We start from the raw sequence: 20,105 nt of genomic DNA on the forward strand, positions 1-20,105 counted from the left end.
CGTGAGACAGTTCGGTCTCTATCTACAGTGGCGTTAGAAATTTGAGTGGATCTGACTCTAGTACGAGAGGACCGAGTTGGACTAACCTCTGGTGTATCTGTTGTTCCGCCAGGAGCATTGCAGAGTAGCTACGTTGGGAAGGGATAAGCGCTGAAAGCATATAAGCGCGAAACCCACCACAAGATGAGATTTCTTTAAAGGGTCGTAGGAGATTACTACGTTGATAGGTCATAGGTGTAAAGGCAGTAATGTCATAGCCGAGTGATACTAATAACCCATAGGCTTATTGTACGCCTGTTTTTTTACTAAGTACAATAGATATTATTACGATTTTCATGTTTAATACACTTAAAGTGTACTTTTTTCAATATGTTATTTTATACGGTTAAGTAGATGATGTTAAAATCACTACATACACCGAAAGATTTAAGGTGATTATTGCGATAGGGCTCACCTCTTACCATTCCGAACAGAGAAGTTAAGCCTATTTGCGCCGATGGTACTACATTCGTGGGAGAGTAGGTCGTCGCCTTTTTTAGAGAATCCTCAACATTTATTTGTTGAGGATTTTTTTTGTTTAAACTTTTTTTGAAACGAAGCATAAACCATATAAAAACGAATGTCTAAGACTACAGACTTATGTTGATAGGTCTTGCGCGAATGATAGCAACGGCATCCTTTTTTTTGTTGCACTTATGCAAAAAAAAGATATAGTGTATAGCATGGTTTTTATTTTTATAAAAACGCGCCATAAATAATAATATGAAATTTTATGGGTATTTAATAATGGTTTTTTTATGAACATTTATATCATTAAATAAAATTGGATATTGTAAGGTTACTGTTAATTATTGACTAATGATTGAATTAATTTTATTAATCAATTAATTCTAATTAAATTCGTGAATATGAATAGCATTATTGAATCCTCTTTAGTTACTCTCCAAAAATCTAAAAACCTATTATTAAAACTTTCTAATGAGGAACTTAGTGATGCATCTGTATCTCCATACTATTCTAGTATTGGCTCACACTTGAGACATATATTTGATTTTTATTATTGTTCGTTAGAATTTAATAGTGAAGGAAAGATTGATTTAACTTCTAGAAAGAGAGATTTAACGGTAGAGAATTGCTGTGATTCTGCGAGTGATTATCTTAATAAAATTATTGAAAACTTACAAACTGTTGAAGATAAATTAGGTCATTCTATAATTGTTATTGACGATTTAGGTTGCGGAAAGATTGAGATTGATTATACTTATTCTGCATTATTAGCTCAAGCAAATAGTCATACTATACACCATTATGCTATAATAGGTTATATACTTGATAGATTGAGTATTACTTTTGAAGATTGTAATTTTGGATACAATCCTACAACACCTAAAAAAGAAGTAGTTTTGGTTAAAAACTAGTTTTACTTGTTACTCTTAAACATACTGTCTAGTATAGTGTTTAAGCCTTTGAAAGCAAAATAGATTGCAGATATGCATGCTATTATTCCAATTATTAATAAAGGAATATATAGTGGTTTTTCCTGATTACTAAAAGCTATATATATAAATGATGGACCAAGGAACATTAGTACTAGGGATATTCCCATTTTTTTAATTCCTTTTGTTAGTACATCTTTATCGGTTTTTTTAGTTTCCATTTTTTATAGAATTATAAGCATCTATTGAAGCTCTTACATTGTGATTTACTTTTAAAAGCATCTTTGCTTCTTGTTCGTCAATTTTCAGTTCTGACATAATCATCTTTACTCCTCTATTGACTAGTTTATTATTACTGAGCTGCATGTCTAGCATTTTATTACCTTTTACCTTTCCTAGTTTGATCATACTAGAGGTTGTAAGCATGTTAAGCACCAATTTTTGAGCTGTACCAGCTTTCATTCTAGAACTTCCGGTTACAAATTCTGGACCTACAACTACATCGATTGGGAATTTTGATGTATGTGACAATGGACTTTGACTATTACAAGAAATAGATCCTGTAATGATATTGTTATTGTTACATTCTTTTAACGCTTCGATTACGTAAGGTGTTGTTCCGGAAGCTGCAATACCAACTACAACATCGTTTTTATTTATGTTATGATCTTGTAGGTCTTTCCAACCTTGATTTGTTGAATCTTCTGCAAACTCTACGGCTTTTCTAATGGCTATGTCTCCACCGGCGATTAAACCAACAACCATTTCGTGTGGAACACCAAATGTAGGAGGACACTCTGAAGCATCTACAATACCTAATCGACCACTTGTTCCAGCACCGATGTAAAATAATCTCCCTCCATTTTCTAACTTTAAAACTATTTGTTCAACAAGCTGCTCAATTTGCGGTAATGCTTTTTCTACAGCTAATGGTACTGTTTGATCTTCTTTATTTATGTTTGTTAAAAGCTCTAAAGTGCTCATTTTTTCTAAATGATTGTAATTAGATTCCTTTTCAGTTGTTTTTATAAATGTCATAGTTGTAAAAATACGATAATTGTGTTTAATTTTAGTACTGTATTTGCGTTAGTGGTAGTAGCGGCATCCTTTTTTTTGTTGCATTTATGCAAAAAAAAGATATAGCGAATGACACGACTGAAACATGTTTTTACATGTTTTGGTAACGCTCAAATGTTACTACTCAATAGTATACATAACTTCTGTAGCCTGCGATACTTTAAAGTATCCAAATGGAAAGTTTTGAGGATTAGTTTGGTTTATACAATTACCACGTACAGTTGCAGGTTGTATTTCGAAAGGTCCACCACCGCCGTCTGAAGTTTGTTGTAATAATAATGTCATGAATTGATAGAACTGCTGTGAAACACCGTAATTTCTAATCATTAATTCGTTTCCTATTTCTGTATCTTCGTTAGAATAAAAGGCGAAAATTTGATTTCCGTTTATGAATTCGTCGTCGTAAACTTGTAGGTTGGGATTACTTTCATATTCTTCTTGAAATTCGAAAAAATAATAATTTTCTTCGTCTGTAGGATCTGTATAAAAAGCTTTTATTTCGATTTCGTCTCCTGAAAATCCACCGTCATTATTTTGCTCTATATAATCTATTGGTGTAATAGCCATTAAAGTTTCTACTCCAAAATAGGTTTCGTTGTTATAAATAACAGTTAGTGAGTATTCTTGATTTAATTGAGGATTGAAGTTAAAGCATTCGTATATGCCATTGGAATTTGTATCTATAAAATTATAGACTGTATTACTTTGATCTGTTACAAAAATATTTGCACCAGTTGCGGCTGGTATTTCGTTATTAAAAAAGGGAGCAGAAAGTGTTAATTGTATAGTTTGATATGTTCCGGAGGTTCCTTCGAACCAACTTAAAGAGGCATCTATTACTAAACGAGGTTCTGCATTTGGGACTTCTATATCTATTACATCTTGGCAAGATGAAAGGATGAAGACTATAAATAAGATATATATTGAGTTTTTCATTTTTTAAAATTTAAAGTTATAAGAAACAGATGGTACGGCTCCAAAAATAGATAAACGTGTAGCTTCGTTATTTCCTGTATCTTCGTTTTGAGCGAAAGAAATTGAAGCCGCATTACGTCTATTGTAAGCATTATAAAGACCAAAAACCCATGAGCCTTGCCAACCTTTTGTTCTTTCTGGTTTTGGTGTATATGTTGCAGAAAAATCTAAACGATGATAGCTTGGTAATCGTGTTGAGTTTCTTGCGCTATAATTAGGGATTACAATATTGTTATAAGTATATTGTCCGTTTGGGTAGGTTGTAGGTTGACCAGTTTGAAAAAGGAAATTTGCATTAAGATCCCATTTTTTACTTAGATTGTAACTTGTTGTAATTGACAAATCGTGTGTTTTATCGTAACCTGTGTTGTACCAATCTCCATTGTTAATTCCTGTTTCTAATGGTGTTCTTCCTTCTGTTTTTTGTTCTGATTTTGAGATTGTATATGCAACCCATCCTTTAAATCGTCCTTCGTTTTTTCTAAACAATACTTCTAATCCGTAGGCTCTTGCTTTTCCGTTTAGTATAACACCTTCTATGGCATCGTTTGCAATTAAATTTGCACCATCTATATAATCGATTCTATTTTTTACATCTTTATAATAACTTTCAATTTCTAAAGAGTAGTCACCATCTTGTAAATTTTTAAAATACCCAATCGCATATTGATCTAAAAGTTGTGGTTTAATATACTTTCCACTAGGAGCCCAAACGTCTAAAGGTGTTGGAGAACTTGTATTAGACAATAAATGTAGATATTGTGACATGCGATTATAACTTGCTTTTACAGAAGTTTTTCTATTAAATTGATACGCAGCAGAGAAACGAGGTTCTAAATTTATAAACGATTTTATTGTTTTACTTTGGCTTGCAGATTCTGTACCAATAGCATCTGCACTTTCATAAATTTGGAAATCGTTATTAAAAGTTACAGCTTGGTTGTTTTGATATATATTTAATTCTTTTTGGCCTAATCGTTGAAATGTACTTAATCTTAATCCGTAGGCAAGTGTTAAGTTATCTAATACTTTATGTTCGGCATCAAGATAAATAGCATTTTCGAAAGCATATTTATCTATTAATTTCTGTTCATTTATTCCGGAAGTAGGAGTAGAAGGCTCTATTTCTCCAGGATTGAATTTATAATATGTACTGTTTAGACCGTATTGTAATTTAAAGTTATTACTTATATAATGTTTAAAATCGTATTTGAAATTAAAATTTTGAATTCCAGAGTTCCATTTAAATTCTACAAAATCTAGATTTAGACCGTAGTAGTAATCTGAATAAATAAGTGACATGTTAGAAAACAGCTTATCATTAAATAAATGGTTCCATCTAAAGTTTACGATAGTGTTACCGTAGGTGTTTTCGAAACTATTAGCTAAATTAAAAACATCTCGACCAAAATAACCAGACAAGTAAATGTTGTTATTTTCGTTTAACTTGTAACTTAATTTTGTGTTTAAATCGTAGAAATACGCAACATTATCTAGATCGAATAATGGCAAAAATAAATGAGCATAAGAACTTCTACCACCTAACAGAAATGAACCTTTATCTTTTTTTAAAGGGCCTTCTATAAGTAAACGGCTCGATACTATACCAATTCCTCCATTGACATGAAAATTTTTACTATTTCCTTCTTTTTGATAAATATCTAAAACCGACGACACGCGTCCTCCATAACGAGCAGGAATTCCACCTTTATATAGTTTTAAATCTTTTATGGCATCGGGATTAAATACTGAGAATAACCCAAATAGATGTGAAGAGTTAAAAACTGTAGCTTCGTCTAAAAGTATAAGGTTTTGATCTGCTGCACCACCTCTAACATTAAAGCCAGAAGATCCTTCTCCAGCATTGGTAACACCAGGTAATAAAGTTATTGCTTTTAAAACATCGGCTTCTCCAAGTACAACAGGAATTTGTTTTATAGTTGATGACGATAATGCATTAACGCTCATTTGTGGCTTTCTAATGCTAAGCTTTTCTACGTTTTCTGTTATAATAACTTCTTCTAAGCTTTCTGTAGCTTCGTTTAAAAGTATACTTTTTTTTAGGTCTTGTGTAAGAACAATATTTTCTACTTTATCTGTATAACCAATGTAGCTAACTACTAATTTGTAATTGCCTTTGGGTAATGTTATTGAATAAAAACCATATTCGTTTGTTGTAGTTCCTGTGTTTAATTCTGGTACAAGAATGTTTACACCAATTAAAGTTTCGTTTGTACCTTGATCTTGAATAACGCCGCTTAGTGTAAATTTTTCTTGCGCCGAAATAAAAAAACTACTTAAACATATTAGTATAAGTAATAGCGATTTTGATTGATTCATTTATCGTAATTTGATTTATTGTAAAAGTAGTAAAAGATATTTTTTTTAATGTTAATCTATTTTAAGTTAACGTAGTTTCTTTTAATTTTATTGAATTAAATATTTCTTTTTGTAAATAAAAAAAGCTCCCTAATGGGAGCTTTTTAAACTTCAATAAATAAGTTATTATTTTATAATACTATTAAGCGTTTTACTTGGGCGCATAGCAGCATTTATTAAATCTTCTTTTGGTTCGTAATAACCACCAATATTTACAGGATTTCCTTGTATATCGTTTAGTTCACTTACAATTTTAGCTTCGTTAGCTTCTAATTCTTTTGCAATAGGAGCAAATTCTTTAGCCAAATCGCTATCTGCAGTTTGGTTTGCTAATTCTTGAGCCCAATACATTGCTAAATAGAAATGAGAACCTCTATTGTCTAACTCTCCAGCTTTACGGCTAGGCCCTTTTTTATTTTCTAATAAAGTCTCGGTAGCATTATCTAAAGCATCTCCAATGATTTTAGCTTTAGGATTATTGTTTACTATACTAAAATGTTCAAGAGAAACAGCTAGTGCTAAAAATTCTCCTAAAGAATCCCAACGTAAATGGTTTTCTTCTAAAAGTTGTTGCACATGTTTAGGAGCAGATCCACCTGCACCAGTTTCAAATAAACCACCACCGTTCATTAAAGGAACAATAGATAACATTTTTGCACTTGTACCAACTTCAAGAATTGGAAATAAATCGGTTAAATAATCACGTAATACATTTCCAGAAACAGAAATAGTATCTTTTCCTTCTTTTAATCTTTTACAAGTAAAAATTGTAGCGTCGATAGGAGAAAGGATACGTATATCTAATCCGTTAATATCATGATCTTTTAAGTATGTATTTACTTTCTTAATTAATTGAGCATCGTGAGCTCTATTTTTATCTAACCAGAAAACAGCAGGAGTTTGAGATGCTCTTGCTCTAGTTACAGCTAACTTTACCCAATCCTGGATTGGTGCATCTTTAGCTTGACACATTCTCCATATATCTCCAGCTTCAACATCATGAGATATTAAAACTTTTCCTTTAGCATTTATAACTTCAACTTTTCCGTTAGAAGCGATTTCAAATGTTTTATCATGAGAACCATACTCTTCTGCTTTTTGAGCCATTAACCCTACATTAGGAACTGTACCCATTGTTGTAGGATCGAAAGCACCATTTTCTTTACAGAAATCGATAGTTGCTGTGTAAATTCCTGCATAACTACTATCTGGAATTACTGCTTTTGTATCTTGAGATTTTCCATCTGCATTCCACATTTGTCCAGAGTTACGAATCATTGCTGGCATAGAAGCATCAATAATTACATCACTAGGTACATGTAAATTAGTAATACCTCTTTCGCTATTAACCATAGCTAAATCTACGCTATGCTCTAATGTGTAACGAATATCTTCTTTAATCTCTTCTCGTAAATCTTCTGGTAACTCTTTTAATTTACTTAATAAGTTTCCAAATCCGTTATTTACATCGACACCAATTTTTTTGAAAGATTTTCCATGTTTTTTAAATAAGTCTTTAAAGAAAATACGAACAGCATGACCAAAAATTATTGGATCACTCACTTTCATCATTGTTGCTTTCATGTGTAACGAAAATAACACACCTTTATCTAAAGCATCTTCAACTTGTTCCTCTAAGAAATCAATTAATGCTGCTTTACTCATTACAGTTGCATCAATAATTTCATCTTGTAACAATGCTAAATCGTCTTTTAAAACTGTAGTTTTTCCGTTTGCATCTGTATGTTGAATTTTTACAGTTGTTGCTTCAGCTAAAGTTATAGATTTTTCATTATGTGCAAAATCTCCCTCAGTCATTGTAGAAACATGAGTTTTTGAATCTTTAGACCATGCTCCCATAGAATGCGGATTCTTTTTTGCGTAATTTTTTACTGCTTTTGGTGCACGTCTATCACTATTACCTTCGCGTAATACTGGATTTACAGCACTACCTTTAATTTTATCGTAACGAGACTGTATCTCTTTTTCAGTATCATTAGTAGTTTCATCTGGGTAATTAGGTATTTTAAAACCTTTCTCTTGAAGTTCTTTTATAGCAGCTTTAAGTTGCGGTAGAGAAGCACTAACGTTAGGTAATTTTATAATGTTAGCTTCAGGTTTTTTTGCTAATTCACCTAAGAAAGCCAAGTCATCAGTTACCTTTTGGTCATCATTTAAAAAATCTGGAAATACTGCTAATATTCTAGCTGCTAAAGAAATATCTTTAGTTTCTATATTAATTCCTGAAGATTTCACAAAAGCTTCAACAATTGGTAAAAAAGAACGTGTAGCTAAAGCAGGAGCTTCATCTGTTTTTGTATAAATGATTTTTGGTGTTGTTGACATATAAATACGTTGTTTTAATTCTTAAAATTCCGAAAAAATTTCGGTTTACGAATATACAAAATTTCAATGCCATTTTAAAGGTAGAAGTCTACGACTTTAAAGGATTTGAAAAGACTTTAGCGAACTGTCTTTCATTTTATTAAATTAATAATTATTGGGTGTAAAAATTATTCAATTATAATTTTATAGTCTTTTAGAAGCCCAAATATTTCATTTTTCGAAAATTTAGCACCTTTTATTTTATTGTTTGAGGGAGAAATAGAGTAGTTGTATGAAGTTCTAAAATCAACTTTCTCAATATTTGTGTTTTCGAAAACAGTTAAATGTAAGTTACAGTTATTAAATACTGAGTTTTGTAAATTGGTTTTAGAAAAATCTGTTTTTTCTAATTTACAGTTATTAAACTGAGTGTTTTTTAGTGTTAAGTTGTAGAATGAAGAAAGGTTTAATTGGCAATTATTAAATGTCATGGCCAATAGAAATGAGTTACACTCATTAAACGGAGCACCTAGTAGTTTACAGTCTCTAAAAATTACATCTTTAAAAGCAGTTTCTCCTAACTTAACAGAACTAAAGTTACAATCTATAAATTCGCATTCTAGAAAAGTGATCCCAGATAGATAGGTGTTACTAAAATTACAGTTTTTAAAAGTGCAATTATCGTATTCTGCTTTGGGTAAGCCGTTTGTTGTGTAGTCTATGCTATTATAGTTTTGGTCTGTTATAAACGGTAAATTCATTATATAAAAGTACTCTTTTTTGACATTTTTACTATGTTAGGTATGTTTTTTTAAATATAATGTTTTGGATTTCTGCCTTCGCAGGAATGACAAATGTGATAAAATAGGATTAAATTATAAAGATCCCAACATTTGTTGAAACTAGTTCTACTAACACTATTAAATGTGCCTTTGGTGTTTAGAAGTCTGTTTAACTAAATAACAAAAGCCATAACATAATAGATTTAACTATTGTTGTTATGGCTTTTTAGAGATAACATCAACTGATTTATTTAGTTTTCACTAACTCAATCTAAAACCTAAGTTTTACATCTTTTCAATTCAATATCTGTTAAATCAATGATACGTTTGGTTAACTTTCAAAATGTATTGACTTGTTAAACCTAGCGCACCGTTAATTGTTTTTCTTGAAACTTTAAATTGTTTACATTATTTTCAAATTGTATTACTTTAAAGTCTTGTTTCTTTTTTAATACTCACTTTCGATCTCTATTCTTTTTAAGAAACTTTCAATTTGTCTAATTACAATCTATCTAAACATATTGTAATTTTTCAAATCTCAAAAAAACAATTAAAACTTAAAAATAAATTTTAAGCTTTATTTTAAAACTCATTAGCTATTTAAATAGCAAAGTTTTAAAATCAATTAATTATAAATGCTGCATTTAAGCAGAAACCAATTCACATTGTTATTAATTGTTTTACTAAATTATAAAAATATTTCAAAACAAATCGATTTTTAACATTCTATTTATCAACCGGTTACAAACAATGGTTATTAACAATTGTTTATAATCAAAAAATGTACTATAATGATCTTTTTTATAATATTTAAAAGGAGTAGATTATTTTCTTCTCGCTTCTTTAATTCTAGCTTTCTTACCAGTAAGACCTCTAAAGTAAAAGATTCTAGCTCTACGAACTTTACCTCTTTTGTTTACTTCAACCTTCTGTAATGCAGGTAAGTTAACTGGGAAGATACGCTCTACACCAATTGTTCCAGACATTTTTCTAATAGTAAAAGTTTCTGATGTTCCAGTACCTCTTCTTTGTAAAACTACACCTCTAAAAAACTGAGTTCTACTTTTTTCACCTTCACGGATTTCGTAGTATACAGTAATTGTATCACCAGCTGAAAATTCTGCAAAGTCTTTTTTTGGTACAAATTCGTCTTGTACAAATTTAATTAAAGATTCCATCTTTATTTATTTTTTAATTATTGATTCAGAACAACATTCACGTATATCGCCAGAGGTTAACCCGAAATTGGCTGCAAATATAGTTATTAAAACTTAAATACCAAACAGCAAAAACAAATTTATAAAAGTAAATTAAAGTAGTTATTTAAGTAGGATAAGTAGTTGTATTGTGGGCGTTACCAAGACATGTTAAAAAGCATGATCTTGGTCAGGCTTTCAAGGCTCGCTTTTTTTGAGAAAAACAAAAAAGAGCTTAAACAAACCTTTCAATCCTTAACGCATAAAGACTATTTTAGTTTTATAGGTATCCATACTGTTTCTTCAGAATCTGGACTATTACGTTTTGTTTTTTCTCCTAAAACATTAAAATGTGGCCTACTATCCAATTGGTATTTCGATTTTGGTAAGTATTCTGTATAAATGTATAACATCATTTGTCCAAAATCTTTAGCTAATCCTTTATAATTAAAAACAGCATATAATCCACTTTCTAAATCTAAAGTTTTCATTTTTTCGGTGACAGTACTATAATCATTAACTTCTACAGTTACCCATTTTGTGAATGTGTTTGTAGGCTTAAAATTTTTAAGATATGTTGAGTTGTATATTAATACTTCGTATATATCTGTACCTATAGTATTTTGAACATGCTTTTTTAGTGGCATAAACACAGAAAACAGTTGGAATGTTTTATTATCGACCAAAGACATTTCGATAGATTGCCCAACTAGTTTCTTGTTTTCTAGCGTTACTATTTTAGGTGCTCGGTTCATTTAAATATTTTAGATGGTTTGTGATACGACGTTGCTAAAATTCAATTCTACTAGACCTACAGGCAATTTTTAGTATTCAAACAGGAATTAATCCTCCAATAAATCTGGTCTGCGTTCTTGTGTTCTTTTATAAGCTTCATCTTCTCTCCATTTTTCGATATTAGCAGCATGACCGCTAAATAAAATCTCAGGAACTTTAAATCCTTTATAATCTCTAGGTTTTGTGTAAATAGGTGGAGCTAATAAACCGTCTTGAAAGCTATCTGTAAGTGCAGAAGTCTCGTTACCTAAAACACCTGGTATTAATCTAATTACAGCGTCGCATAAAACAGCAGCACCAAGTTCTCCTCCAGATAAAACGTAATCTCCAATAGATATTTCTTTAGTAACAAACATATCACGAACACGTTGGTCTACACCTTTATAATGACCGCAAAGTATAATTATGTTTTCTTTTAAAGATAAATGGTTTGCAATACCCTGGTTTAGTGTACTTCCATCTGGTGTCATGTATATAACTTCATCATAATCGCGTTCTGCTTTTAAGGCCGAAATACATTTATCGATAGGCTCGCAAGTCATTACCATGCCTGCACCACCACCAAACTGAGTGTCGTCTATAGACTTATAATTATCTGTAGTGTAATCTCTTAGGTTGTGAAAGTGTACCGAAACCAAATTGGCATCTATTGCGCGTTTTAAAATTGAAGCTTCAAAAGGACTTTTAAGTAATTCTGGTAAAACGGTAATTATGTCTATTCTCATTATGCTATATATATAGGAATGCAAAGATATAGGAATTGTTTTTAAGTAGGTTTTAGAATTTAAAATAGTGTTATATAATACAAGCTAATTAATAATGTGTTTTTTCAAATTTGAGAAGTCTATAATATGTTATATAAAGGATAAGTATAAATACTTGTTTTTAAAATACCAGTACTTGTACTCTAATAAACTATATAATATAATAAGATATTTACAATGTAATTGAGAAGTACGATTCGATTGAGTAGCTGCTATCCTTTTTTATTACAAGGCGAAATCTGAAAAGCCTAGTTTGAATAGAGTAGGAAAATAATTTATAAAAATAGAAATTATGGAATTACATGTTAATGAACACCAATTAAGAGTAGCTAATTTAATAACTACAAGTGCAGAAGGATGGAAAGTTACTACAAAAAAAGGAAGGATATCTGGAGTAGGAGTATCTGTATCTGGCTCTGGAGCTTATGCTAATATGGTTGGAAGTTTTTCTTTCGAATTGAAAAGAATGGAGAGTTCTAAGACGTACAACAAAATGGTTAAAGAATATAATATTAGCGGTGGAGTTAGTGGTTTTTTTGCTTGGCTTGGGTTTAGATCTAATGCGAGTACTCACAAAAAAGAGATTCAAGAATCATTTAAAGAGATGGCAAGTTCAGAGAAAGTTAAAGGTAAAGTACATATAAATATGATGGTTTCTGGTCAATACCCTAATGTTCAGGTAGATGCCTCTGCTTATATACTTGTTCTTCAACTTACAGACGATCAAGGGAATACAACTTCTGTTTTTTCTAATAATGCTCCTTCAGAAAATACAGGTGCACAAGATTCTAGTGGTAATAATCTTCCTGATAAGGATAATAATTCAACAATAGATATTTAATATTTTAAAGTATTTTATATAATATGATTCTAGAGCTAACTATAATAAAGCCCTTCAAATACGAAGGGCTTTTGTATCAAACATAAATTAATTTTTAGAATTATTGCTAATATGTAATATTAATCTCAATCTTATAAAAATGAAATTATCTTATTTTTTAATTTTTGTAACTATTATAACATTGCCATTATTTAGTAAAGCGCAAAATAATATTGAGAGTTTTCATCAATATAACTATTTACCAAATTTTGAATTTAAAATTGAATCTGGTATATCTCAGTTATTAATAAATGGTGATTATAGTTTAAAACTAGATTCTAAAATGAACTCAAACCTTGACTATTATGAACTTGTTAATTACTCTAAGCATAGAACTATTAAACCTACATTCTTTATAGGTGCTGGTGTTAATTATAATTTTAATAATAGATTTTCTTTAGGTATAATTTATAAGAAGAACAATAGACATAAACTTAATGAAACTGGGTCGATAAATTCTATTAAAGTTATAGGTCCAAATACTATATCTACAGAAGCTTCTGGTAATTATTTAATGATTTCTGAACTTAATAATTCTACAATCATGGCTAGTGCGACATCAAACTTTTTGATAGCAAATATTAACCGTGCTAAACTTCTTTTAAGTTTTGGAGTGTCGTTTGGGTATTCCAATATTAAAGCATCTACATATGCTACAAATACTAAATTTAATTTAAGGATGTATTCAGAATCATTTTAACCTCAAATTGAGACAATAGGATCAATTTCAAAGCAAGAAATTGAAGAAAAAGATTATTGTTGGTCTGTATCCTTAAGTGTAACGTTAAAATTTATTAATGTGCCTAATGTATCTATTGGATACGAATTTAGTAGATTAGGTGAAATTATATTAATAGAAAAGAGTCCTACATCTGTTAATTTAATTCAGTCATCATTATTCAACAACGAGCAAAACTCAAATACATTAGAAACGTTATCATTAGATACTACTAATAATAAGCTGAAATTATTTTCTCATAATTTTTCAATCTCCATTATATTTTAAATCATTAGTTAAAGGTTGAAAGTTGATATTTATTTAAAATAATAAGTTTCATTTTAAAACAAAAAAAATCTGTAACGGAAGTTACAGATTTTATATTTTAAACTTTAATAAGTGTAAAGTTACCTTTTAGACTAATTAGAGTTTTTATGCTTATTTATTTCGTCTTGTAATTGTCTACGTACTTTTTGCTCACGTTCTAAGGCAATACGTCTGTGCTCTTCAAACTCTTCTTCTGTTTCTGTTAAAGATTTTTTAGCTTCTTTAGTTGTAGCGTTACTGTTTTTAAATCGATACATAAAGAATAAAGCTAATGCTAATAAACCACCAATAATAGACCACATTAAACCATTATAACCACCTTTACTCATTTGTATTCCAAATAGAGACATACTGTCTTTTTCGGTGTTTGTTTGGTCTAATGTACCTTGAGTAGAAGATAAATTTGTTTTTAATTTAGAAATCTCGTCGTTTTGTTTTATTACAACTGCCTTTGTATCATTTAGCGTTTTGTGTACTGCTTTTAAAGAATCTAAAGTGTTAGACTTGATTTTTTCTATCCATTGTATTCTAATAACTTCGTAACGCTGTCCACGTTGGTCTTTCCAACCATTAGATTTTTTTGTTAAATAGTCGAACTGACTTTCTATCGAGCCACCATCTAAAGACAGTTTATCATCTGCATCCTCAGTTTCGGTTTGCGCTTGAATTTGTATTGAAAAAAAGGCTAATAATAGAAGTAAAGTAACTTTAGTAAAATTCATTTTTATAATGTTGATTATTTCCTACTGCGAAAGTAGAAAATATTGTTCAGTTTAATTGTATAATACTACAAAAGCCTCACATTTTGTGAAGCTTTTATATATACGTTTAAAATAGTATGTTTGGACTATTAATAATATGTATAACGTCTCACTTTTGCAATATGCTTAGCTAAACGTATAACTTGATGACTATAACCATATTCGTTATCGTACCAAACATATAGTATTGCATTTTTACCGTCTTTTCTAACAATAGTTGCTTTACTATCGTAAATAGAAGGAGCAGAGCTACCAACAATATCACTAGATACTAGCTCATCGCTCATTTCGTATTTAATTTGCTCTACTAAATCACCTTCTAAAGCATATTTTTTTAATGTAGCATTCATACTATCTACACTAGCTTCAGATTCTAGCTCTAAGTTTAATATTGCTAAAGATCCATTAGGAACAGGAACTCTAATGGCATTAGATGTTAATTTACCTTCAAAACTTGGTAAAGCTTTAGAAACAGCTGCACCTGCACCAGTTTCTGTAATTACCATGTTCAATGCTGCAGCACGACCACGTCTGTATTTACTATGGAAGTTATCTACTAAGTTTTGATCGTTAGTATAAGCGTGAATAGTCTCTAAGTGACCACTTTTTACTCCAAAAGTATCTTCGACAGCTTTTAAAATAGGAGTAATAGCATTTGTTGTACAAGATGCGGCAGAGAAAATATCTATTTCGTCTGGATTGTTTTCTAGGTGGTTTACACCATGTACAATATTAGGAATTCCTTTTCCTGGAGCAGTTAATAAAACTTTATCTGCACCTGGAGAATTTTTTAAACGTGTTAAGGCTTCTTTGTCTCTAAATACACCTGTGTTATCAATAATTAAAGCATTATTAATACCATATTTTGTGTAGTCTATATCTTCTGGTTGATTTGCCGAAATGATACGAACCGTTGTACCATTAATAATTAAAGACTCGTTTTCTAAATCTACAGAAACCGTTCCAGAGAAATCTCCATGAACAGAATCGTTACGTAATAAAGACGCTCTTTTTTCTAAAACAGTAATATCGTTTTTACCACGCGTTACAATAGCACGTAAACGTAATTGGCTACCTTTTCCTGTTTTAGTCATTAATTCGCGAGCAACTAAACGACCAATACGTCCAAAACCGTAAAGCACTACATCTTTAGGTGTAATGTCTTCAGATTGTTCTGCACCTTTTAATTTGTTAGATACAAAAGCAATTGCGTTTGTATGTTTTTGGTCTTCTAAATGAAACTCGTAAGTTAATTTCCCGATGTCTAATTTCGCAGGTGGAAAATCTAAGGTTTTAATAGCTTGTGCTATTTCAACAGAATCGAAAATTGAAATTGGCTTTTGTACAAATTCACCTGCATATTCGTGTAGGTTTAAAATCTGACTCACGTTTCGGTCTATTAATTGGTTTCTAAAAAGCACCAATTCTATAGAGCTATCGTACCAAAGGTCGCTAACAATTTTAATAAATTCTACTGTTGCACGACGTCTGTCGGCTTGGTATGCTAATTCGTTTTCGTAGGTTTCTTTAACAGGCATTTGTTTAAGTGTTTAGTGTGTTGTTAAATTACTATCAGTTTAACTGATTTTTATTTTGCAAAAGTATTGAATTCAAACGTTTTCGTAAAGAAATTTTAATAAAAAAATAAAAGCACTTTAAAATGTACTAAAGTGCTTTTGTTTTTTTTTATATTTAAGTGGTATTATCTTAAACCATACCTAAATGTTTGTCCGCTAGAATTCACTAATTCTATACTTAAAGGCTGATTTAAATCCCTGTTTTTAACTATTTCCTGTACGTCTTCAATAGAGTTTACTTTAGTGCCGTTAATATTAGTAATAATATCACCACTCTTAATGCCCTCTCTCGAAAAATGTTGCGCATATCCTCCATTTATTTCAGTTATTTTAACACCATTTTTAACATTGTAATTTCTTAAGTCTTTAGGTTTAGCATTTTTTATTAGGCCAACATGTGGTAAAGCATACGTATTACTTTTAAGTAAGGTAACTTGAGTTTGTTGTTGTGTACCATTTCTTAAATAATATACAGTTATAACATCGTTAGGTCTTTTTGTATCTAAATATCCACGTAAATCTGAAAGTTTTGTTATTTCAACATTATCGATTTTTTTAATAATATCACCACTTTTAAGATTTGCTTTTTCTGCTCCAGAATCTTCTATAACTTCATCTATATAAAAACCTTCTGTTTCATTAAGACTTAATTTTTCAGCATAATAACTATTTAATGAGCCTCCTTGTATACCTAAAATACCATTTTGCACATTCCCAAATTCCATAATATCTTGTATTACTTTTTTTGCAATATTGCTTGGTACAGCAAATGAATACCCAATGTAAGATCCAGTTTGCGATGTAATGGCAGTATTAATACCAATAAGTTCTCCTTTAGTATTTACCAATGCGCCACCTGAATTCCCTGGATTTACGGCAGCATCCGTTTGTATAAAAGATTGATGACTATCTCCAGATAAATCTCTCGATTTAGCACTAATAATTCCGGCTGTAACAGTAGAAGTTAAATTAAAAGGATTACCAACAGCTAAAACCCACTCACCAATTTTTGCAGTATCACTATCTCCAAAGGTTGTGTATGGTAAAGCTTCATCACTTTCAATTTTTAATAATGCGATATCAGTTTTTGGATCTGTACCTATTATAGTAGCTTCTAAAGTTCTGTTATCATTAAGTGTAACACTAAGTTTTTTAGATGCTGCAATAACATGATTATTAGTAATAATGTAACCGTCAGGCGAAATTATAACACCACTTCCTGTTCCTAATTGTTCGCGTTGCTGCAAACGGCCTAACATTAAATCGCGCATCGATGGTTGTGCAGTAGTAATAGTAACACTTTTTACGTGTACCACAGCGTCTAATGTTTTTTCGGCTGCAGTTGTAAAATCTATACCTTCTATTGCAGCTAAATTTGTATTAGATGCACTGTAGTTTACAGGTTGAAAAGTAGGCTGAGTTACTTGTTCTGTTTGTACAATTGTTTGTTCTTCTTTTTCAAGAAAGGTTTTGTATGCTCCTAGAGTAATTGCTCCTCCTAAAATAGAGACTAAAACCAGCGTTGCTATTTTTTTCATATAAATTTGTTTTATTTTTTCCTTGTTTAGGCTAGATTTATACTTAGACTAAAAAGGAAATTCTAGTTAAGGATTTAAAGTATAACTATAAAATTAAATTTTTTATTGCTTGGTAAAATCAACTTTAACGAGACATTAACAACACAAATAAATTTTCAATACACTATATTTGTCGTAGTAAATACTACTTAATGACACATACTTTTTATAAATACCAAGGCACAGGAAACGACTTCGTTTTTATTGATAATAGACAAGAACTTTTTAATAAGAATAACACCAAGCTAATTGCACATTTATGCGATAGACGTTTTGGAGTAGGAGCAGACGGTTTAATATTATTAGAAAACGATCCAAATGTAGACTTTAAAATGGTGTATTTTAATGCCGATGGAAACCAAAGTACTATGTGTGGAAATGGTGGGCGTTGTATTGTCGCTTTCGCGGAAATGCTAAACATTATAAATAAAGAAACAACATTTAATGCTATTGATGGTTTACACGAAGCAACCATTAAAAATGGGTTTGTAAAACTTAAAATGCAAGATGTTAATACTATTGAAGTTTTCGATAAGCATACCTTTTTAAATACAGGTTCTCCACATCACGTTGCTTTAGTAGATAATATTAAGGAGTTTAATGTTAAAACTGAAGGCTCAAAAATACGTTACGGCGCTCCTTATAATCAAGAAGGTACCAATGTTAATTTTGTAGAACAACTAGATGATAACACATTTGCAGTTAGAACTTACGAAAGAGGAGTAGAAGATGAAACTTTATCTTGTGGAACAGGAGTTACAGCAGTAGCCTTAGCAATGCACAAAGTAGGGAAAACAAATACTGAAGAAGTGACTTTAAATGTAGAAGGAGGAACATTAAAAATTTCTTTTAATAAAGCTGAAAATGGTTATAAAAATATCTGGCTTCAGGGTCCTGCAACTTTAGTTTTTAAAGGTGAAATGTCATGGTAACATTAAAAGGAGAACAAATATATTTACGTGCTTTAGAGCCCGAAGATTTAGAGTTTATTCATACTATTGAAAACGACGAATCTATTTGGGAACTTAGTAGTACAGTAACACCTTATTCTCGCTTTTTAATTAAAGAATATTTAGAACATTCGCATAAAGACATCTACGAGGTTAAACAGTTACGTTTATTGATTTCAGACTATAACAACACTGCTATTGGTTTAATAGATGTGTTCGATTTCGATATTAAAAATCGTAGAGCAGGAATAGGTATTTTAATTTATAATACTAAAAATAGAGCAAAAGGATATGGTAAAGAAGCATTAGCATTATTATCTAACTATTGTTTTTTACATTTAGATTTGCATCAACTATATTGTAATATCTCTGAAACTAATGAAGCTAGCATTAAGCTTTTTGAAAATCAAGGTTTCACCAGAATAGGACTAAAAAAAGATTGGAACTTCCAAAACGGAAAATATACTAACGAATACTCATACCAACTTATTAATAATGTACATTAAAAAAATACTTGTAGCAATTGCTATCATCGGTTTAGCAGTTGCAGCTTACTTTGCTTACTATATATATGGAGCAATGTTAAAACCAAATACAGCTTTTAATAATGAAGAGGCTTACGTTTATGTGCCTACAAATGCTAAATATGCAGATGTAAGAGAACAGTTAGTGCCTTTATTAAAGGATATCGATAAGTTTGATGCGCTTGCAGATCGAAAAAAATACAGTACAAATATTAAAGCAGGTCGCTTTGTTGTAAAAAAGGATATGAGTAATAATGATATTATTAACTCTATTAGAAGTAAAAATATACCTTTAAAAATAGCATTTAATAACCAAGAACGTATTGAAGATTTAGCAGGACGTATTGCTTTTCAAATAGAAGCAGATAGTTTAAGTTTATTAAAATCTATGACAAACCCTGAGTTTTTAAATAAAAACGGATTTACAAAAGAAACAGCTTTAGCAATGTATATTCCTAATAGTTATGAGGTGTACTGGAATACTTCGGCTAATGGTTTTAGAGACAAAATGCTAAAAGAATACAATCGTTTTTGGAATAAAAGCCGATTAGCTAAAGCAGAAAAACTAAACTTGTCACCCATCGATGTTATTGCACTTGCAGCCATTGTACATAAAGAAACAGCAAAGGTAGACGAGCGCCCAAGAGTAGCAGGAGTATACTTAAATAGAATTAGAAAAGGGATGCCGCTACAAGCAGATCCAACAGTTATTTATGCTGTTAAAAAGGAATCTGGAGATTTTAACCGAGTTATAAAACGTGTTCTTTATAAGGATTTAGAAACCGATTCTAAATACAATACTTACAAATATGGAGGTATACCACCAGGACCTATTTTTATGCCAGACGTTTCTGCAATAGATGCTGTTTTAAACGAAGAAAAGCACAATTACTATTACTTTGTTGCTAACGTTAAAAACTTTGGTTACCATAAGTTTGCTAAAACATTATCACAACATAATGCGAATAGACAAGAGTATGTGCGTTGGATAAATAAACAAGGTGTTAATAGGTAATTGTGAAGCGGTTTCTACTATATCTGTTTTTTTTCAACGCCTCACTA

At 30.6% G+C, this 20,105-nt stretch carries 18 protein-coding genes and 2 rRNA genes; 8 read left to right on the forward strand and 12 right to left on the reverse strand.

Annotated elements, in window-relative coordinates; genetic code table 11:
* The 3 genes from ASC41_RS09805 to ASC41_RS09815 form a co-directional block, all read left to right on the forward strand.
* Window positions 1–291: ribosomal RNA gene (locus ASC41_RS09805) — 23S ribosomal RNA — on the forward strand; the annotation flags it as partial.
* A 136-nt stretch (window positions 292–427) separates the two neighbouring features.
* Window positions 428–535: ribosomal RNA gene (gene rrf / locus ASC41_RS09810) — 5S ribosomal RNA — on the forward strand.
* Between the two features lie 373 nt (window positions 536–908).
* Entirely contained in the window at window positions 909–1,418 is a 510-nt protein-coding gene (locus ASC41_RS09815; protein WP_055436469.1) for a hypothetical protein, read from the forward strand.
* 2 nt (window positions 1,419–1,420) lie between these two features.
* On the opposite strand, the gene ASC41_RS17150 is transcribed toward ASC41_RS09815, so the two are convergent.
* The 9 genes from ASC41_RS17150 to trmD all read right to left on the reverse strand — a co-directional run bounded on the left by ASC41_RS17150 (window position 1,421) and on the right by trmD (window position 11,690).
* A complete protein-coding gene (locus tag ASC41_RS17150) occupies window positions 1,421–1,657 on the reverse strand; it encodes a DUF6095 family protein (protein WP_055436470.1) in 237 nt (78 codons plus the stop codon).
* Window positions 1,647–2,474 (reverse strand): N-acetylmuramic acid 6-phosphate etherase, encoded by an 828-nt coding sequence (gene murQ, locus ASC41_RS09825; protein ID WP_055436471.1) that lies wholly within the window; start codon window positions 2,472–2,474, stop codon window positions 1,647–1,649. Before murQ ends, ASC41_RS17150 begins: the two co-directional genes overlap by 11 nt.
* Window positions 2,475–2,633: 159 nt before the next feature.
* Window positions 2,634–3,449: a DUF4249 domain-containing protein gene (locus ASC41_RS09830; protein WP_055436472.1), complete on the reverse strand. Its 816-nt coding sequence runs from the start codon at window positions 3,447–3,449 to the stop codon at window positions 2,634–2,636.
* A 3-nt stretch (window positions 3,450–3,452) separates the two neighbouring features.
* Entirely contained in the window at window positions 3,453–5,828 is a 2,376-nt protein-coding gene (locus ASC41_RS09835) for a TonB-dependent receptor (RefSeq protein WP_055436473.1), read from the reverse strand.
* 165 nt (window positions 5,829–5,993) lie between these two features.
* A complete protein-coding gene (locus ASC41_RS09840) occupies window positions 5,994–8,213 on the reverse strand; it encodes an NADP-dependent isocitrate dehydrogenase (RefSeq protein ID WP_055436474.1) in 2,220 nt (739 codons plus the stop codon).
* 167 nt (window positions 8,214–8,380) lie between these two features.
* Window positions 8,381–8,953: a pentapeptide repeat-containing protein gene (locus tag ASC41_RS09845; RefSeq protein ID WP_055436475.1), complete on the reverse strand. Its 573-nt coding sequence runs from the start codon at window positions 8,951–8,953 to the stop codon at window positions 8,381–8,383.
* An 845-nt stretch (window positions 8,954–9,798) separates the two neighbouring features.
* The gene (gene rplS, locus ASC41_RS09850; RefSeq protein WP_055436476.1) at window positions 9,799–10,152 is read right to left on the reverse strand and encodes a 50S ribosomal protein L19; all 354 of its coding nucleotides are present in this window, start codon (window positions 10,150–10,152) and stop codon (window positions 9,799–9,801) included.
* Window positions 10,153–10,439: 287 nt separating this feature from the next.
* Window positions 10,440–10,925: a GyrI-like domain-containing protein gene (locus tag ASC41_RS09855; protein WP_055436477.1), complete on the reverse strand. Its 486-nt coding sequence runs from the start codon at window positions 10,923–10,925 to the stop codon at window positions 10,440–10,442.
* Window positions 10,926–11,012: 87 nt separating this feature from the next.
* Window positions 11,013–11,690: a tRNA (guanosine(37)-N1)-methyltransferase TrmD gene (gene trmD, locus ASC41_RS09860; RefSeq protein WP_055436478.1), complete on the reverse strand. Its 678-nt coding sequence runs from the start codon at window positions 11,688–11,690 to the stop codon at window positions 11,013–11,015.
* A gap of 331 nt (window positions 11,691–12,021) precedes the next feature.
* Between trmD and ASC41_RS09865 the strand changes: the two genes are divergently transcribed.
* Window positions 12,022–12,570 carry a hypothetical protein gene (locus tag ASC41_RS09865; RefSeq protein ID WP_055436479.1) on the forward strand — a complete coding sequence of 183 codons (549 nt, stop codon included), beginning with the start codon at window positions 12,022–12,024 and terminating at the stop codon, window positions 12,568–12,570.
* Between the two features lie 139 nt (window positions 12,571–12,709).
* The gene (locus ASC41_RS09870; protein WP_055436480.1) at window positions 12,710–13,309 is read left to right on the forward strand and encodes a hypothetical protein; all 600 of its coding nucleotides are present in this window, start codon (window positions 12,710–12,712) and stop codon (window positions 13,307–13,309) included.
* Window positions 13,310–13,746: 437 nt separating this feature from the next.
* On the opposite strand, the gene ASC41_RS09875 is transcribed toward ASC41_RS09870, so the two are convergent.
* The 3 genes from ASC41_RS09875 to ASC41_RS09885 form a co-directional block, all read right to left on the reverse strand.
* Window positions 13,747–14,376, reverse strand: coding sequence for a hypothetical protein (locus ASC41_RS09875; RefSeq protein ID WP_055436481.1), 630 nt, complete (start codon window positions 14,374–14,376; stop codon window positions 13,747–13,749).
* A gap of 128 nt (window positions 14,377–14,504) precedes the next feature.
* Complete coding sequence (locus tag ASC41_RS09880; RefSeq protein ID WP_055436482.1) at window positions 14,505–15,953, reverse strand: glyceraldehyde-3-phosphate dehydrogenase; 1,449 nt, start codon at window positions 15,951–15,953, stop codon at window positions 14,505–14,507.
* A gap of 164 nt (window positions 15,954–16,117) precedes the next feature.
* Window positions 16,118–17,530, reverse strand: coding sequence for a trypsin-like peptidase domain-containing protein (locus tag ASC41_RS09885; protein WP_055436483.1), 1,413 nt, complete (start codon window positions 17,528–17,530; stop codon window positions 16,118–16,120).
* Window positions 17,531–17,721: 191 nt separating this feature from the next.
* On the opposite strand from ASC41_RS09885, the gene dapF reads away from it, so the two are divergent.
* The 3 genes from dapF to mltG are packed head-to-tail and all read left to right on the forward strand — an operon-like array spanning window position 17,722 to window position 20,058.
* A complete protein-coding gene (gene dapF, locus ASC41_RS09890) occupies window positions 17,722–18,501 on the forward strand; it encodes a diaminopimelate epimerase (protein ID WP_055436484.1) in 780 nt (259 codons plus the stop codon).
* Window positions 18,495–19,025 carry a GNAT family N-acetyltransferase gene (locus ASC41_RS09895; RefSeq protein ID WP_055436485.1) on the forward strand — a complete coding sequence of 177 codons (531 nt, stop codon included), beginning with the start codon at window positions 18,495–18,497 and terminating at the stop codon, window positions 19,023–19,025. The genes dapF and ASC41_RS09895 overlap by 7 nt, the downstream gene beginning before the upstream one ends.
* Complete coding sequence (mltG, locus tag ASC41_RS09900; protein ID WP_055436486.1) at window positions 19,015–20,058, forward strand: endolytic transglycosylase MltG; 1,044 nt, start codon at window positions 19,015–19,017, stop codon at window positions 20,056–20,058. Before ASC41_RS09895 ends, mltG begins: the two co-directional genes overlap by 11 nt.
* The last annotated feature ends 47 nt before the right edge of the window (window positions 20,059–20,105 follow it).

It is taken from the genome of Lacinutrix algicola, assembly GCF_001418085.1.
Classification (GTDB): domain Bacteria; phylum Bacteroidota; class Bacteroidia; order Flavobacteriales; family Flavobacteriaceae; genus Lacinutrix; species Lacinutrix algicola.

Bases quoted from the DNA above. Each gene is read 5' to 3' on its own strand.
- ASC41_RS09815 (WP_055436469.1), top strand. From the start codon at position 909: ATGAATAGCATTATTGAATCCTCTTTAGTTACTCTCCAAAAATCTAAA.
- ASC41_RS17150 (WP_055436470.1), bottom strand. From the start codon at position 1,657: ATGGAAACTAAAAAAACCGATAAAGATGTACTAACAAAAGGAATTAAA.
- murQ (WP_055436471.1), bottom strand. From the start codon at position 2,474: ATGACATTTATAAAAACAACTGAAAAGGAATCTAATTACAATCATTTA.
- ASC41_RS09830 (WP_055436472.1), bottom strand. From the start codon at position 3,449: ATGAAAAACTCAATATATATCTTATTTATAGTCTTCATCCTTTCATCT.
- ASC41_RS09835 (WP_055436473.1), bottom strand. From the start codon at position 5,828: ATGAATCAATCAAAATCGCTATTACTTATACTAATATGTTTAAGTAGT.
- ASC41_RS09840 (WP_055436474.1), bottom strand. From the start codon at position 8,213: ATGTCAACAACACCAAAAATCATTTATACAAAAACAGATGAAGCTCCT.
- ASC41_RS09845 (WP_055436475.1), bottom strand. From the start codon at position 8,953: ATGAATTTACCGTTTATAACAGACCAAAACTATAATAGCATAGACTAC.
- rplS (WP_055436476.1), bottom strand. From the start codon at position 10,152: ATGGAATCTTTAATTAAATTTGTACAAGACGAATTTGTACCAAAAAAA.
- ASC41_RS09855 (WP_055436477.1), bottom strand. From the start codon at position 10,925: ATGAACCGAGCACCTAAAATAGTAACGCTAGAAAACAAGAAACTAGTT.
- trmD (WP_055436478.1), bottom strand. From the start codon at position 11,690: ATGAGAATAGACATAATTACCGTTTTACCAGAATTACTTAAAAGTCCT.
- ASC41_RS09865 (WP_055436479.1), top strand. From the start codon at position 12,022: ATGGAATTACATGTTAATGAACACCAATTAAGAGTAGCTAATTTAATA.
- ASC41_RS09870 (WP_055436480.1), top strand. From the start codon at position 12,710: ATGAAATTATCTTATTTTTTAATTTTTGTAACTATTATAACATTGCCA.
- ASC41_RS09875 (WP_055436481.1), bottom strand. From the start codon at position 14,376: ATGAATTTTACTAAAGTTACTTTACTTCTATTATTAGCCTTTTTTTCA.
- ASC41_RS09880 (WP_055436482.1), bottom strand. From the start codon at position 15,953: ATGCCTGTTAAAGAAACCTACGAAAACGAATTAGCATACCAAGCCGAC.
- ASC41_RS09885 (WP_055436483.1), bottom strand. From the start codon at position 17,530: ATGAAAAAAATAGCAACGCTGGTTTTAGTCTCTATTTTAGGAGGAGCA.
- dapF (WP_055436484.1), top strand. From the start codon at position 17,722: ATGACACATACTTTTTATAAATACCAAGGCACAGGAAACGACTTCGTT.
- ASC41_RS09895 (WP_055436485.1), top strand. From the start codon at position 18,495: ATGGTAACATTAAAAGGAGAACAAATATATTTACGTGCTTTAGAGCCC.
- mltG (WP_055436486.1), top strand. From the start codon at position 19,015: ATGTACATTAAAAAAATACTTGTAGCAATTGCTATCATCGGTTTAGCA.